The organism is Vibrio sinaloensis (assembly GCF_023195835.1).
In the GTDB taxonomy this organism is placed as follows: domain Bacteria; phylum Pseudomonadota; class Gammaproteobacteria; order Enterobacterales; family Vibrionaceae; genus Vibrio; species Vibrio sinaloensis_C.
The window spans coordinates 730,337-745,586 of the sequence record NZ_CP096199.1 but is presented as its reverse complement, the minus strand read 5'-3'; the positions used below and the strand labels follow the sequence as shown (position 1 = coordinate 745,586).

At 48.5% G+C, this 15,250-nt stretch carries 13 protein-coding genes; 11 read left to right on the top strand and 2 right to left on the bottom strand.

The annotated features are described in order from the left end of the window. The first annotated feature begins 34 nt into the window (after positions 1 to 34). Positions 35 to 1,759 carry a phosphoenolpyruvate-protein phosphotransferase PtsI gene (ptsI, locus tag MTO69_RS03485; protein WP_248331170.1) on the top strand — a complete coding sequence of 575 codons (1,725 nt, stop codon included), beginning with the start codon at positions 35 to 37 and terminating at the stop codon, positions 1,757 to 1,759. A gap of 105 nt (positions 1,760 to 1,864) precedes the next feature. Then, complete coding sequence (crr, locus tag MTO69_RS03480; RefSeq protein WP_248331168.1) at positions 1,865 to 2,374, top strand: PTS glucose transporter subunit IIA; 510 nt, start codon at positions 1,865 to 1,867, stop codon at positions 2,372 to 2,374. 90 nt (positions 2,375 to 2,464) lie between these two features. Here crr and MTO69_RS03475 read toward each other — a convergent pair whose 3' ends face one another. Further along, a complete protein-coding gene (locus tag MTO69_RS03475; RefSeq protein WP_248331167.1) occupies positions 2,465 to 3,637 on the bottom strand; it encodes a 2-octaprenyl-3-methyl-6-methoxy-1,4-benzoquinol hydroxylase in 1,173 nt (390 codons plus the stop codon). A gap of 280 nt (positions 3,638 to 3,917) precedes the next feature. On the opposite strand from MTO69_RS03475, the gene miaB reads away from it, so the two are divergent. The 5 genes from miaB to lnt all read left to right on the top strand — a co-directional run bounded on the left by miaB (position 3,918) and on the right by lnt (position 9,551). Further along, the gene (miaB, locus tag MTO69_RS03470; protein ID WP_248331165.1) at positions 3,918 to 5,342 is read left to right on the top strand and encodes a tRNA (N6-isopentenyl adenosine(37)-C2)-methylthiotransferase MiaB; all 1,425 of its coding nucleotides are present in this window, start codon (positions 3,918 to 3,920) and stop codon (positions 5,340 to 5,342) included. Between the two features lie 96 nt (positions 5,343 to 5,438). Continuing rightward, on the top strand, positions 5,439 to 6,545 hold the full coding sequence (locus tag MTO69_RS03465; RefSeq protein WP_248331163.1) for a PhoH family protein: 1,107 nt from the start codon (positions 5,439 to 5,441) through the stop codon (positions 6,543 to 6,545). After that, positions 6,545 to 7,009, top strand: coding sequence for an rRNA maturation RNase YbeY (ybeY, locus tag MTO69_RS03460; RefSeq protein WP_248331161.1), 465 nt, complete (start codon positions 6,545 to 6,547; stop codon positions 7,007 to 7,009). The genes MTO69_RS03465 and ybeY overlap by 1 nt, the downstream gene beginning before the upstream one ends. Before the next feature lie 108 nt (positions 7,010 to 7,117). After that, positions 7,118 to 8,017, top strand: coding sequence for a CNNM family magnesium/cobalt transport protein CorC (gene corC / locus MTO69_RS03455; RefSeq protein WP_248331159.1), 900 nt, complete (start codon positions 7,118 to 7,120; stop codon positions 8,015 to 8,017). 25 nt (positions 8,018 to 8,042) lie between these two features. After that, a complete protein-coding gene (gene lnt / locus MTO69_RS03450) occupies positions 8,043 to 9,551 on the top strand; it encodes an apolipoprotein N-acyltransferase (RefSeq protein WP_248331157.1) in 1,509 nt (502 codons plus the stop codon). A gap of 277 nt (positions 9,552 to 9,828) precedes the next feature. Here the strand turns inward: lnt and MTO69_RS03445 are convergent, their stop codons facing one another. Then, positions 9,829 to 10,299, bottom strand: a complete 471-nt coding sequence (locus MTO69_RS03445) for a zinc ribbon-containing protein (RefSeq protein ID WP_248331155.1) — start codon at positions 10,297 to 10,299, stop codon at positions 9,829 to 9,831. 189 nt (positions 10,300 to 10,488) lie between these two features. On the opposite strand from MTO69_RS03445, the gene leuS reads away from it, so the two are divergent. The 4 genes from leuS to rsfS all read left to right on the top strand — a co-directional run bounded on the left by leuS (position 10,489) and on the right by rsfS (position 15,248). After that, positions 10,489 to 13,062, top strand: coding sequence for a leucine--tRNA ligase (leuS, locus tag MTO69_RS03440; protein ID WP_248331153.1), 2,574 nt, complete (start codon positions 10,489 to 10,491; stop codon positions 13,060 to 13,062). A 131-nt stretch (positions 13,063 to 13,193) separates the two neighbouring features. Then, the gene (gene lptE, locus MTO69_RS03435) at positions 13,194 to 13,841 is read left to right on the top strand and encodes an LPS assembly lipoprotein LptE (RefSeq protein ID WP_248331151.1); all 648 of its coding nucleotides are present in this window, start codon (positions 13,194 to 13,196) and stop codon (positions 13,839 to 13,841) included. 5 nt (positions 13,842 to 13,846) lie between these two features. Then, positions 13,847 to 14,860 (top strand): DNA polymerase III subunit delta, encoded by a 1,014-nt coding sequence (gene holA, locus MTO69_RS03430; protein ID WP_248331149.1) that lies wholly within the window; start codon positions 13,847 to 13,849, stop codon positions 14,858 to 14,860. 70 nt (positions 14,861 to 14,930) lie between these two features. Continuing rightward, positions 14,931 to 15,248, top strand: a complete 318-nt coding sequence (rsfS, locus tag MTO69_RS03425) for a ribosome silencing factor (protein ID WP_248331147.1) — start codon at positions 14,931 to 14,933, stop codon at positions 15,246 to 15,248. Positions 15,249 to 15,250 lie beyond the last annotated feature (2 nt).

Sequence of the window (15,250 nt, the reverse complement as noted above, 5' to 3'; positions counted from 1 at the left end):
CCCGTTTTAAAGTTGACCAATTTAAGGTAAGGCTATGATTTCAGGCATCCTAGCATCTCCTGGTATTGCTATCGGTAAAGCACTACTACTTCAAGAAGATGAAATTGTCCTAAACACAAACACTATTTCTGATGATCAAGTAGAAGCTGAAGTTGCACGTTTCTTCGACGCACGTAACAAGTCAGCGGCTCAACTCGAAACTATCAAGCAGAAAGCACTTGAAACCTTCGGTGAAGAAAAAGAAGCGATCTTTGAAGGTCACATTATGCTTCTTGAAGACGAAGAGCTAGAGGAAGAAATCCTAGCACTGATCAAAAATGACAAGATGCACGCCGATAACGCGATTTACACCGTTATCGAAGAGCAAGCATCAGCTCTAGAATCTCTAGACGACGAATATTTGAAAGAACGTGCGACCGACATCCGCGACATCGGCTCACGTTTTGTGAAAAACGCACTAGGCATCAACATCGTTTCTCTAAGCGATATTGACCAAGAAGTTATCCTAGTTGCTTACGACCTGACTCCATCTGAAACTGCCCAGATCAACCTTGATTACGTGCTAGGTTTTGCTTGTGACATCGGCGGTCGTACTTCTCACACTTCTATCATGGCTCGTTCTCTTGAGCTTCCAGCTATCGTTGGTACTAACGACATCACTAAACAAGTTAAGAACGGCGACATGCTGATTCTTGATGCGATGAACAACAAGATCGTTATCAATCCATCTGAAGCTGAACTCGAAGAAGCAAAAGCTGTTAAAGCGGCGTTCCTTGCTGAAAAAGAAGAGCTTGCCAAGCTGAAAGATCTGCACGCTGAGACGCTAGACGGTCACCGCGTAGAAGTTTGCGGTAACATCGGTACAGTGAAAGACTGTGACGGTATCCTGCGTAACGGCGGTGAAGGCGTTGGCCTATACCGTACTGAGTTCCTATTCATGGATCGTGACGCGCTGCCAACTGAAGAAGAACAGTACCAAGCGTACAAAGAAGTTGCTGAAGCAATGAACGGGGAATCAGTGATCATCCGAACTATGGATATCGGTGGTGACAAAGATCTTCCATACATGGACTTGCCACAAGAGATGAACCCGTTCCTGGGCTGGCGTGCTGTACGTATCAGCTTGGACCGTCGTGAAATCCTCCGTGACCAGTTGCGTGGTATTCTGCGTGCGTCTGCACACGGTAAGCTACGTATCATGTTCCCAATGATCATCTCTGTCGAAGAAATTCGCGAGCTAAAACAAGCGATCGAAGAGTACAAAGCAGAACTACGTGCTGAAGGCCATGCATTCGACGAAGAGATCGAAATCGGTGTAATGGTTGAGACACCAGCAGCCGCTGCTATCGCACCGCACCTTGCAAAAGAAGTGGCCTTCTTCTCTATCGGCACTAACGACCTGACTCAGTACACACTCGCAGTAGACCGTGGTAACGAGATGATTTCTCACCTATACAACCCACTATCTCCAGCAGTACTTACAGTGATCAAGCAAGTTATCGACGCTTCGCACGCTGAAGGTAAATGGACGGGTATGTGTGGTGAGCTTGCAGGTGATGAGCGTGCAACACTACTTCTGCTAGGTATGGGCCTAGATGAGTTCTCTATGAGCGGTATTTCTATCCCTAAAGTGAAGAAAGTGATTCGCAACTCTAACTTCGCAGAAGTGAAAGCGATGGCAGAACACGCGCTATCTCTACCAACAGCAGCAGAAATTGAAGCTGTAGTAGAAAAATTCATCGCAGAGAAAACTCAATAATCAGTTAATTCCAATAAGATAGGCGGCGAAATTTGTCGTCTATCTCGAGAGATTGGTATACTATAATTCGACAGAATTAAATTAAAACGTTAGGAGCATGACACAATGGGTCTGTTTGACAAACTTAAGAAGCTAGTATCTGACGACAGCGCTGACGCGGGTGCAATCGAAATCATCGCACCTCTTTCTGGTGAAATCGTAAACATCGAAGATGTGCCAGATGTTGTTTTCGCTGAGAAAATCGTTGGTGATGGTATCGCTATCAAGCCTGCTGGCAACAAGATGGTAGCTCCTGTTAACGGTACAATTGGTAAGATTTTCGAAACCAACCACGCGTTTTCTATCGAATCTGACGATGGCGTTGAACTGTTTGTTCACTTCGGTATCGATACTGTTGAGCTAAAAGGCGAAGGCTTCACGCGCATCGCTGAAGAAGGTCAATCAGTTAAAGCGGGTGACACTATCATCGAATTCGATCTAGCACTTCTAGAAGAAAAAGCGAAGTCGACTTTGACTCCTGTTGTTATCTCAAACATGGACGAAATCAAAGAGCTGAACAAGCTTTCTGGTTCTGTTGTTGTTGGTGAAACGCCAGTACTACGCGTCACTAAGTAAACTCACTTAGTACCGCATAAGAAAACGCAGCCTATGGCTGCGTTTTTTTGTTGTATAGCAATCAGCACAAATCGACTGGTGTAATTGATTTTATAAACCTAAAGCGTACTTAAGGACTTGAGTCTTAAGCGGGCTGTGTTCCGCGAACTTAAGCGCTGCATTGCGCACCAACTTCACTGGTGCAATATCATTGCTAAACCCTTTATAGAACAGATCCATTCCTGACTGCATTAACAAGTTATCTGGACGTCTGCGTTTTTCATAGTTCGCCAGCGTCTGTTGATTAAGCTCATTTTCCCCGTCACACACATCAAGTAAGGCCTCGACATCCTTGAAGCCGAGATTCACCCCTTGGCCTGCAAGCGGGTTAATGGTGTGCGCGGCATCGCCAACCAGCACGCAGTTATGACGCCAATAGCGCTGAGCGTGGCGCCTAGTTAAAGGGAACGAGCCATGCTGCAACACTTTGATATCACCCAGCTCTTGAGGGAACCCCGCTAGAATCTCTTGGCGTAATTGCGCTAAAGACATCGCAGAGAGCTGACGAATACGCTTCGGGGAATCGTACCAGACCAAAGAACCTTGCCCGACCCATTGCCCCTCTTTTTGCAATGAGCTCAGTGGTAAAAACGAACGTGGTCCGGATGGAGTAAACTGCTGCCAGGTAATGTCCTGTTGTTCGCGCTCTGTTTCCACATTAATTAGCATACAGTGCTGACGGTAGTCCCAAGCAGTGATGCCGATCCGTGCTAATTGACGCACTTTAGAATTAGCCCCGTCTGCGCCAACCACTAACTTGGCAGTCAACGACCCTCCCGAGGCTAAAGTGACGCGATTCACCTCTGCAAACTCAATCGATTCAAGCCTGTCGGGGCAATGAAGCGTGATGTTGTCAAACGAATGTAATTGTTGCCATAGCCCGAGCTGAATCAAACGGTTTTCCACAATAAACCCCAGCTGTTGCATATTGAGGCTATCGGAATGAAAACGAGTACGACACTCAGGGTGTTCCCAAGTTTCCAAGCGGCGGTAAGGACAAACGCGCATGTTGGCGATCGCCTGCCAAGCGCCAAGAGACTCTAAAATGGCCACCGAGTGCTGAGAAATAGCCGACACTCTGATATCTAGCGGTTGTTCCATGGCAAACGGCATAGGTTCCACACCTTCAACCACAACCACACGTCGCCCTTGCTGGGCAAAGCCAATTGCAGTTGCCGCTCCAACCATCCCGCCACCGATGACGGCAACATCAAAATCGCTCATAATTCGTACTTCATCATATTGATTCTTTAGCTATTTTTTATTGTACGTTTTCATCACTAAAATGTAACCAAAAACCTCAAGTCAAATATGGTCAAATCCCTTATGCAATAACGGTTATCACTGATTTCTCCCCAGTACTAGTCAGTCGGTTTTTAAAGCAGTACAATACGCCGCTCGCGAATAAGCGAGATATCAACACCATCAAAAACCTATTCAAGATGGTCCATTGTCACACTGGGCAATTTGCTCCCTTAATTTAAACTAACGATCGAGCGAAACAATGAGTAAGAAACTGCTAATTAAAACCTGGGGCTGCCAGATGAACGAATACGATTCATCTAAAATGGCGGATCTACTGAACGCGGCTAACGGCTACGAGCTAACCGAAGAGCCAGAAGAGGCAGATGTACTACTTCTCAACACCTGTTCTATTCGTGAAAAAGCGCAAGAGAAGGTGTTCCACCAGCTAGGTCGTTGGAAAACGCTTAAAGACAAAAAAGAGGGTGTGGTGATTGGTGTTGGCGGTTGTGTCGCGACCCAAGAAGGCGACCACATTCGTGAGCGCGCACCGTTTGTTGACGTCATTTTTGGCCCACAAACCCTGCACCGCTTGCCAGAGATGATCAAGCAATCTCAATCAGATGACGCGCCGGTTATGGATATCTCGTTCCCAGAGATCGAGAAGTTTGACCGCTTGCCAGAACCACGCGCAGAAGGTGCGACTGCGTTTGTATCGATTATGGAAGGCTGCTCAAAATACTGTACTTACTGCGTTGTGCCATATACTCGCGGTGAAGAAGTGAGCCGTCCTATGGATGACGTTCTATTCGAAATTGCCCAGCTTGCAGAGCAAGGCGTGCGCGAAGTAAACCTGCTAGGGCAAAATGTGAACGCTTATCGTGGTCCAACCCATGACGGCGAAATCTGTACTTTCGCTGAGCTGCTGCGTTTAGTGGCGTCTATTGATGGTATCGACCGTATTCGCTTTACGACCAGCCATCCGCTTGAGTTTACTGACGACATTATCGCGGTTTACGAAGATACGCCTGAGCTTGTGAGCTTCCTGCACCTACCAGTGCAAAGTGGCAGCGATCGCATTCTCACTATGATGAAGCGTCCACACACAGCCATTGAGTACAAATCGATTATTCGTAAGCTGCGTAAAGCGCGTCCAGACATTCAGATCAGTTCTGACTTCATCGTCGGTTTCCCTGGAGAGACAGATAAAGACTTCCAAGACACGATGAAACTGATCAAAGATGTCGACTTCGACATGAGCTTTAGCTTTATTTTCTCACCTCGCCCGGGCACACCTGCAGCAGACTACCCTTGCGACGTATCAGAAGAAGAGAAAAAACAGCGCTTGTACGAATTGCAGCAAACCGTCAACAGCCAAGCGATGCGTTATTCGCGCCTAATGTTAGGCACTGAGCAACGCGTGCTGGTCGAAGGACCATCGAAAAAGAATCTAATGGAGCTTCGCGCACGTACAGAGAATAACCGAGTGGTGAACTTCGAAGGCAGCGCAGACCTGATTGGTCAGTTCGTTGATGTGAAGATCACCGACGTATTTGCCAACTCGTTGCGCGGTGAGCTTGTTCGCACCGAGAAAGACATGGATCTACGTACCATTATTTCACCAACTCAAATGATGGCTCGTACCAAACGTGAAGATGAGCTAGGTGTAGCGACTTTTACACCTTAAGCTTGAAAATGCCTTTCTGAGTGACCATCTTAGATAAGGTATACAGGATCATTGGCCGTCCGGTCTCAATCGGACGGCCATAAATGAGAGGCAACTTTGAGCAATAAAATTGTAACGCTAGAGATCAATCTAGAACCTTCTGATAACCGCCGCTTAGCCAGCTTGTGCGGTCCTTTCGATGACAATATCAAACACTTAGAACGCCGTTTAGGTGTTGAAATCAGCTACCGTGGTAACTTTTTCACTATCGTGGGTAAACCGCATACCAGTGCCGCAGCGTTGGAAATCATCAAAACTCTGTATGTGAACACCGCTCCGGTGCGCGGCAATATCCCCGATATCGAGCCCGATGAAATCCACTTGGCCATCAAAGAGACGGGCGTGTTGGAGCAAGACTTAGGGTCAAGTATTGAGCATGGCAAAGAAGTCTTTATCAAGACCAAAAAAGGCGTAATCAAACCGCGTACACCGAACCAAGGTCAATACTTGATGAACATGGTCACCCATGACATCTCTTTCGGTATTGGTCCTGCCGGTACGGGGAAAACCTATCTCGCGGTCGCAGCCGCTGTTGATGCATTAGAGCGTCAAGAGATCCGCCGCATTCTACTCACTCGTCCAGCGGTCGAAGCGGGTGAAAAGCTCGGTTTTTTGCCTGGCGACTTAAGCCAAAAAGTCGACCCTTACTTGCGCCCACTGTACGATGCGCTATTTGAGATGCTCGGTTTTGAAAAAGTAGAAAAACTGATTGAGCGTAACGTCATTGAAGTCGCGCCACTGGCCTATATGCGTGGTCGTACTCTCAACGATGCGTTTATTATCTTGGACGAAAGCCAAAACACCACGGTGGAACAAATGAAAATGTTCTTAACCCGAATTGGCTTCAACTCGCGCGCGGTTATCACTGGAGATATTACCCAGATCGATTTACCTCGCGGCGCTAAATCTGGTTTACGCCACGCCATCGAAGTGTTGAGTGAAGTGGATGACATTAGCTTCAACTTCTTCCAATCTGACGACGTAGTGCGCCACCCCGTGGTTGCCCGCATTGTCAACGCTTACGAGAAGTGGGAAGCGCAAGACCAAAAAGAGCGCAAAGAGTACGAAAAGAAACGTCGCGAAGAGCGCGAGGCTAAATTGCTTGAAACGGCGAAAGCCGAGCTGTCGAAACAAGTTCAAGCAGAAACCACTGAAGGTAAATAATGACAATCGAACTCGACCTACAACTTGCTGTCGAAGAGCAAAGCGGATTACCAAGCGAGAGCGACATCCTAAACTGGTTGAGCACCACCATCAGCCAGTTTCAGCCCCAAGCTGAGGTGACAGTACGCATCGTGGACGAAGCGGAGAGCCAGCAGCTTAATCGGGATTACCGTGGAAAAGACAAGCCAACTAACGTGCTCTCTTTTCCGTTCGAAGCACCGCCAGGCGTGGAGCTGGACTTATTGGGTGACCTGATTATCTGTCGCCAAGTGGTTGAACGTGAAGCGGATGAGCAAAACAAGCCGCTGATGGCGCACTGGGCGCATATGGTTGTACATGGCAGCCTGCATCTGCTAGGTTATGATCATATCGAAGATGACGAAGCCGAAGAGATGGAGTCACTCGAAACAGAAATCATGCAATCTATGGGCTTTCAAGACCCTTATATTGCAGAGAAACAGTAGCCAACCGAAATCAATAGTGGAAAGCGCGCTTACCACTTTTGGTCTTTTTATTCGGGAGCTACGACGTGTGCTATCACACATCTGATAGCGTTACTAGTTTGAGAAACAATGAACGAAGACAATTCGCCCTCTTCTCTAGAAGGTAAGAAAGAAAAATCTGAAGGTCCGAGTAGAAAGTCCTTCTTCGGACGCCTAGGTCAGTTATTCCAAGGTGAACCTAAAGATCGCCAAGAGCTCGTGGATGTGATTCGCGACTCGGAAGAAAACGACCTGATCGACCATGACACTCGAGATATGCTCGAAGGGGTGATGGAGATCTCCGAAATGCGAGTGCGCGACATCATGTTGCCGCGTTCACAAATGGTCACCGTCGATCGCAGTGACGATCTCGACAACTTAATCAACCTCATCACTGATGCTCAGCACTCTCGCTACCCAGTGATCAGCGAAGATAAAGACCACGTGGAAGGTATTCTGCTTGCGAAGGACTTACTTAAATACTTAGGCTCAGACAGTGAACCTTTTGATATTGAGCAGGTCATACGCCCTGCTGTTGTGGTCCCTGAAAGTAAGCGTGTTGATCGCCTACTCAAAGAGTTCCGTCAAGAGCGCTACCACATGGCTATTGTGGTCGACGAATTTGGCGGGGTCTCAGGCCTGGTCACCATTGAAGATATTTTGGAAGAAATTGTCGGCGAAATCGAAGACGAGTTCGATGACGAGGAAGAGTTGGATATTCGTAAGTTGAGCAAACACACTTTCGCAGTGAAAGCGCTCACCACAATTGAAGAGTTCAATGAAACCTTTGGCACATCTTTCAGCGATGAAGAGGTGGACACCGTAGGTGGCATGGTCATGACCGCATTTGGTCACCTGCCTTCGCGCGGTGAAGTGGTCGGCATTGACGGCTACAACTTCAAAGTCACCGCCGCCGATAACCGCCGTGTGGTTCAGCTTCAAGTCACGATACCAGACGAAGAGTCGGTGCTAGATACCACCGACGAGTAACGCTCATCTCCTAATGGAGAATTCGATGATAAGTACACTGTTTCATCGCCTAAAACGGCCGCTCGCGGCCGTTTTTGTTGGCGCCTCAACCACCCTAGCCTTTGCACCATTCTCTTTATGGCCGCTCGCTATTATTTCCCCCCTGCTACTGCTGTTGCTTATCCACAAGCAGACGCCTAAATATGCGTTTGCCATCGGCTACGCATGGGGCCTAGGACAATTTGCGACGGGGATCAGTTGGGTACATGTCAGCATAGACAACTTTGGCGGCATGCCCAAACCCGCCAGTTTGTTTCTTATGGCACTGCTGGTCGGATACTTAGCGCTGTACAGTGCGTTGTTCTGCTGGAGCCTCAATCGCTGGTTCGCGACTTCAACTCGTACCCGCTGGCTACTTGGCGCCCCGGCCTTGTGGCTAATCTTCGACTGGCTGCGCGGCTGGGTAATGACCGGTTTTCCTTGGTTATGGCTCGGCTACAGTCAGATTGACAGCCCCCTTGGTCATTTCGCGCCAGTAGGCGGTGTCGAACTGATTACTCTGTTGGTGATAATCAGTGCAGCGGGTTTAGGTTATGCACTGCTGCATAAACGTTGGTCTACGCTGATTGTTCCTGCGGTGATTATTGCCACCGGTTTTGGCTTGACCTCCGCTCAATGGGTCACACCTGATACCAACCAGGTCACCAAGGTTGCCCTGATTCAAGGGAATATACCGCAAGCATTGAAATGGAAACCCAGCCAACGCTGGCCGACCATAATGAAATACACCGACCTGACCCGAGAGAACTGGGATGCTGACATCATCATCTGGCCAGAAGCCGCAATTCCCGCGTTTGAGTTCGAGATCTCCTCATTTTTAAGCAATCTCGACTCTGCCGCTGCGATGAATGACAGTGCAGTCATCACAGGGATTGTTAATCAAAGTGAAGATAAAAAGTTCTATAACAGCATCTTAACCTTAGGCAACAAAGCACAACCGGGGTATCGCTATGATATGAATGAGCGCTACCACAAGCATCACCTGCTGCCGTTCGGCGAGTTTGTCCCATTTGAAAGCATTCTACGCCCACTGGCCCCGTTCTTTAACTTACCTATGTCCTCGTTCAGTCGCGGTGAGTTCATTCAGCCAAATATTGAAGCGAATGGAAAACAGATGGCACCAGCACTTTGCTATGAGATTATCTTCAACGAACAAGTGCGGCAAAACATCGACGACGAGACAGACTTTATTCTTACTCTGTCGAACGATGCTTGGTTCGGCCGCTCTATCGGCCCTCTCCAACATATGGAGATTGCACGCATGCGCGCGCTAGAATTTGGCAAACCGGTTATCCGCTCCACCAATAACGGCGTCACGGCTATCACCGACCACATGGGCCGTGTTATCGCTGACATTCCACAATTTGAAACTGGGGTACTGCGCGCCGAAGTTACCTCGACTGAGGGGCAAACGCCATTCCACTTGTGGGGCAGCTGGCCGCTGTATCTATGGGTTATGTTGAGTCTGGTGATAGGTTGGAGATTGCGAGACTAAAGCGAGTGACGAGTGACGAGTGACGAGTGACGAGTGACGAGTGACGAGTGACGAGTGACGAGTGACGAGTGACGAGTGACGAGTGACGAGTGACGAGTGACAGTTTGGAAGGGTTGGCACATTGCGTCAACCCTTTCCTTTTAAGTTCAGATAATTCGTAGCCACACTACCTGCAACTTTTGACTCGCTCACCACAAGCGCCTCTCATAGGGCGCATTCCGAATTCGAAGCGCAGTGTACTCGCATCTCGCAGGGTGGAGCCCCTCTCTCAGCGTCCCTACGGTTTTAATGGCTGGCGACTAAAGCCTTTGCAGCCGCATTTGATGCACGGAATAATAACTGTTGGATGGTTGTACTGAGTCTTGTGGCCGCAGTCGTCACACACTAGGGTGCCTAAGCCGATCACTTCTCCGGCTTGATACAGCCCTTGATGCTCTAGATCTTGAAACAGCTCCACCCACTCAACTTTGGTTCTATCGGTGATTTCCAATAAACCTTGCCAAATCGAATCGGCAATCATCAAGTAAAAGGGGCCTTTTTTTGAATCTTCGTAGTTTTCCGCAAACTCTTTTAAATCAGATTTGACGTAGGCAGAAACCAAAGCCAGTTCGTCTTTGGTTAAGTCATTGGCCGCTTTCGCGACTTGGCCAGACTTCTCCAATACATGATTGACCTCTTCAGGACTGTGCTTCAAGGTTTCAACCACATCCTCAAGCATCTCTTCATACCCTGCTTTTCTTTTCGGCATAAACAACCTCCATAAATCCTTCGCACTGACCTGAACCAATTTGCCTCGTGAGCTAGAAACAACCTTGGGGAAAGGGACGAGACTTGGGATTGGCTATTGTTGTGTACCTTTCCTTTAGGTATTCTATGACGATCTATTAATGTCTGTTCTAACCGAACTCACAAATTCCAAGATAACCGGATATCATCGATGCAAGAGCAATACAACCCGCAAGATATTGAGCAAAAAGTTCAACAGCACTGGGACGACAACAAGACTTTTGTTGTAAGTGAAGACCCAAACAAAGAAAAATTCTACTGTCTATCCATGTTCCCATACCCAAGTGGCCGACTGCACATGGGTCACGTGCGTAACTATACCATCGGTGATGTGGTTTCTCGTTTCCAACGCCTGCAAGGGAAAAACGTGATGCAACCTATTGGTTGGGATGCGTTTGGCCTACCTGCGGAAAACGCAGCAGTGAAGAACAAAACTGCACCTGCACCTTGGACTTACGAAAACATCGAGTACATGAAAAACCAGCTTAAGTTGCTTGGCTTTGGTTACGACTGGAATCGTGAGTTCGCGACCTGTACACCTGAGTACTACCGCTGGGAACAAGAGTTCTTCACTAAACTTTATGAAAAAGGCCTAGTGTACAAGAAGACCTCTTCTGTTAACTGGTGTCCTAACGACCAAACGGTTCTGGCTAACGAGCAGGTGGAAGATGGCTGCTGCTGGCGTTGTGATACTCCAGTAGAGCAAAAAGAAATTCCTCAATGGTTTATTAAGATCACTGAATACGCTCAAGAACTTCTAGACGACTTAGACAACCTAGACGGTTGGCCTGAAATGGTTAAGACCATGCAGCGCAACTGGATTGGTCGCTCTGAAGGGGTAGAGCTTAAGTTTGAAGTCAAAGGTCAACAAGACCTAGAAGTTTATACAACACGCCCTGACACACTAATGGGTGTGACTTACGTCGGTATCGCAGCCGGTCACCCTCTAGCGGCAATCGCAGCAGAGAACAACCCAGAGCTTGCAGCCTTTATCGACGAATGTAAGAACAACAAAGTGGCGGAAGCGGAACTGGCGACAATGGAGAAGAAAGGTATGGCGACCGGCCTTACTGCGATTCACCCATTGAACGGCCGTGAAGTGCCAGTTTACGTGGCTAACTTCGTGCTAATGGACTACGGTACAGGCGCGGTGATGGCAGTACCTGCACACGACCAGCGCGACTTTGAGTTTGCAACTAAGTACGGCCTAGATATCATCCCTGTGATCAAGCCAACTGACGGCAGCGAGCTAAACATTGCTCAAGAAGCGTACACAGAGAAAGGGGTTCTGTTCGACTCTGGTGAGTTTGATGGGCTTGAGTTCCAAGCGGCGTTCGATGCCATCGCAGCGAAACTAGAAGCGGAAGGCAAAGGCACGAAGACTGTCAATTTCCGTCTACGTGACTGGGGGGTCTCTCGTCAGCGTTACTGGGGCGCGCCAATCCCAATGGTGACCACTGAAGACGGTCAGGTTCACCCAGTACCGGCAGACCAACTGCCAGTCATTCTTCCAGAAGACGTGGTTATGGATGGCGTAACTAGCCCAATCAAAGCAGATAAAGAATGGGCGAAGACAACCTTCAACGGCGAACCTGCTCTACGTGAGACAGATACCTTCGATACGTTCATGGAATCTTCTTGGTACTACGCGCGTTACTGTTCACCACAAGCGGACGACATTCTGGATCCTGAAAAAGCGAACTACTGGCTACCAGTAGACCAGTACATCGGTGGTATCGAGCATGCTTGTATGCACCTACTTTACTCTCGCTTCTTCCACAAACTGCTACGTGATGCGGGCTACGTAACCTCTGATGAACCGTTCAAGCAGCTACTATGTCAAGGCATGGTACTAGCGGATGCGTTCTACTTCGAGAACGAGAAAGGCGGTAAAGAGTGGGTGGCACCAACTGACGTAACAGTTGAGCGTGACGGCAAAGGTCGCATAACTTCAGCAAAAGACAACCAAGGTCGTGACGTTGAGCACTCAGGCATGATCAAAATGTCTAAGTCGAAGAACAACGGCATTGACCCACAAGAGATGGTCGACAAATACGGCGCGGACACAGTACGTCTATTTATGATGTTTGCCTCACCTGCGGACATGACGCTTGAATGGCAAGAGTCTGGCGTTGAAGGCGCTAACCGCTTCCTGAAACGTGTATGGAAACTCGTCAACGAACACGCAGCGAAGGGCGCAGCGGAAGCTGTCGATCCAGCAGCGCTTTCTGGTGACCAAAAAGCGCTTCGTCGTGACGTTCACAAGACGATTGCCAAAGTGACGGACGATATTGCACGTCGTCAAACCTTCAACACCGCCATCGCTGCCATCATGGAGCTGATGAACAAGCTAGCCAAAGCGCCACAAGACTCTGCGCAAGACCGCGCTATTCTTGATGAAGCCTTGAAAGCCGTGGTTGCGATGCTTTACCCAATCACTCCGCATATCTCATTTGAAATGTGGGGCGCGCTGGGTGAGTCTGACATCGACAACGCAGCTTGGCCTAGCTACGACGAGCAAGCTCTGGTTGAAGATGAGAAAACCATCGTTGTTCAGGTAAACGGTAAGCTGCGCGCGAAACTAACCGTACCAGCAGACATCTCGAAAGACGACATTGAACAGCTTGGTCTAAACGACGAGAATGTTACTAAGTTCACAAAAGGCAAAACCGTACGTAAAGTTATCTACGTACCGGGCAAACTTCTTAACATAGTGGCGAACTAACTGCTATTCAGTCACTCTAAAAGCAGGGCGTACGGCCCTGCTTTACTTATCTTAAGGTTTTCGCTTAAAGCCTCGCCCTGAGTTAGAATTTTAAGATAAGTATTCCAATAATCATCGAGAGCTACCAGACTATGTTTCCTCAACGAGTACGATCACTATTGAGTTCCCCTTCGCTGAAGATGACCGCGGTCATCCTGAGCGCTTCTTTACTCTCTGCTTGTGGATTTCACCTGCGCGGGGATTACTCTATTCCAGAAGAACTCGAGACCATGTCGCTAACCAGTTACGACCAGTACAGTAGCTTTACTCGTATGATGAAAGGTCAACTGCGTATGAGTGAGATTGACGTCGTCGCTCCTGCTGAGAACATTCCTAACCTACACCTGATTGGTGAAGGGGTTGGCGAGCGCACTCTATCACTTTATCAGAACACCCGCGCTGCGGAGAAAGAGCTCACTTTCCGCGCTTCTTATCGCGTCACTATCCCAGAGTTAGGGGCAAAAACCTTCTCCACCAGCGTAACCAGAAGTTACCTAGACAACCCGCTTACAGCACTGGCGAAATCGGTTGAACGTGACATGATTGAAGACGAAATGCGTAAGTTAGCGGCTTCGCAAATCATTCGCCAGATGGCTCGCCTAAAAGCCGATATTGAAGCGAACGAACTCCTTGAACAAGAGCAAGAAATTCAACTTGGTACGGACGAAGAGCAGTACCGAGTTAAAACGCTCTTCACTGACGAAGCACAAAACAGCGCGCCAACGAACACTCAGCAATAAGCACCATGCGCATTTTCGCCGACCGATTAGCGGAGCAACTGGTCAAACAGCTCCACCCGATCTATCTGATTTTTGGCAATGAACCCCTATTGCTACAAGAGTCACGTGAGGCCATTCAGCAGACGGCGTTTGCCCATGGCTTTGAAGAGCGACACCGCTTTGCTGTCAGTAGTAATCTTGATTGGAACCAGGTGTACGACTGTTGCCAAGCCATGAGTTTATTCTCGGCCAAGCAGGTTATTGAGCTCGAACTGCCTGAAACGGGTGTCAATGCAGCCATCGCCAAAGAGTTGCTGGCCGTGGCCGAACTGATTCATCCTGATGTTTTACTGGTCATCATCGGCAGCAAATTAACCAAAGCGCAAGAGAGTGCAAAGTGGTTCAAAGCCCTTTCTAGCCAAGGGTGTTGGGTGAATTGCCTAACACCTGATATTCAGCGTCTGCCTCAGTTTGTGCAGCAGCGCTGCCGAAAAATGGGCCTACAACCCGATCAAGAAGCCGTTCAGATGCTCGCGCAATGGCATGAAGGTAACTTGTTTGCCTTGAGCCAAAGTCTTGAAAAGCTTGTGCTTCTCTATCCAGACGGCCAGCTCAATTTAGTTCGGCTGGAACATGCGCTAAGTCGCCATAACCATTTCACCGCTTTCCATTGGGTCGATGCCCTATTAGCAGGTAAAGCGAAACGTTCGCAGCGTATTTTGCGTCAGCTAGAGGCCGAAGGGATCGAATCAGTTATCCTGATCCGCACCTTGCAAAAAGAGCTGACACAATTGTTTGCTATGGCCTCACTGCTCAATAGCCAAACCCTGGCACAAGTGTTCGAGCAATATCGAATCTGGCAGTCAAAACGCCCGCTCTACTCCGCTGCGCTGCAAAGACTTAACCCAAGCCTGCTGGCAAAGCAGCTGCAACTCCTAGCTCAAGCTGAAATCACTGCGAAAACCCAATATGAGATCTCATGTTGGCCACTATTGCACCAGCTAAGCTGCCAAATTTGCCTGCCACAAGTGCGGATATAAAAAGCGTGCTATACTTCGCCGCCGTCAAAAAGGGCGACAAGTTAACTAGAAAACCAATGAGGACAACACCTTGCAACTTGAACAGTTAAACGACTTCTTAGTCGACAAAATCGACGATATGAAAGCGCAAGACATCAAAACGATTGATGTTCAAGGTAAATCCAGCATTACTGACTTTATGATTGTGTGTACAGGCACCTCCAAGCGCCACGTTTCTTCGATTGCCGAGCACGTGGCCAAAGAGTCAAAACTGGCTGGCCTTGCACCATTGGGTATCGATGGTGAAGAGCAAGGAGAGTGGGTCGTGCTTGATATGGGCTCGACCATTGTGCATGTTATGCAAGAAGAGCAACGTGAACTCTACCAACTCGAAAAACTTTGGGGTTAAGC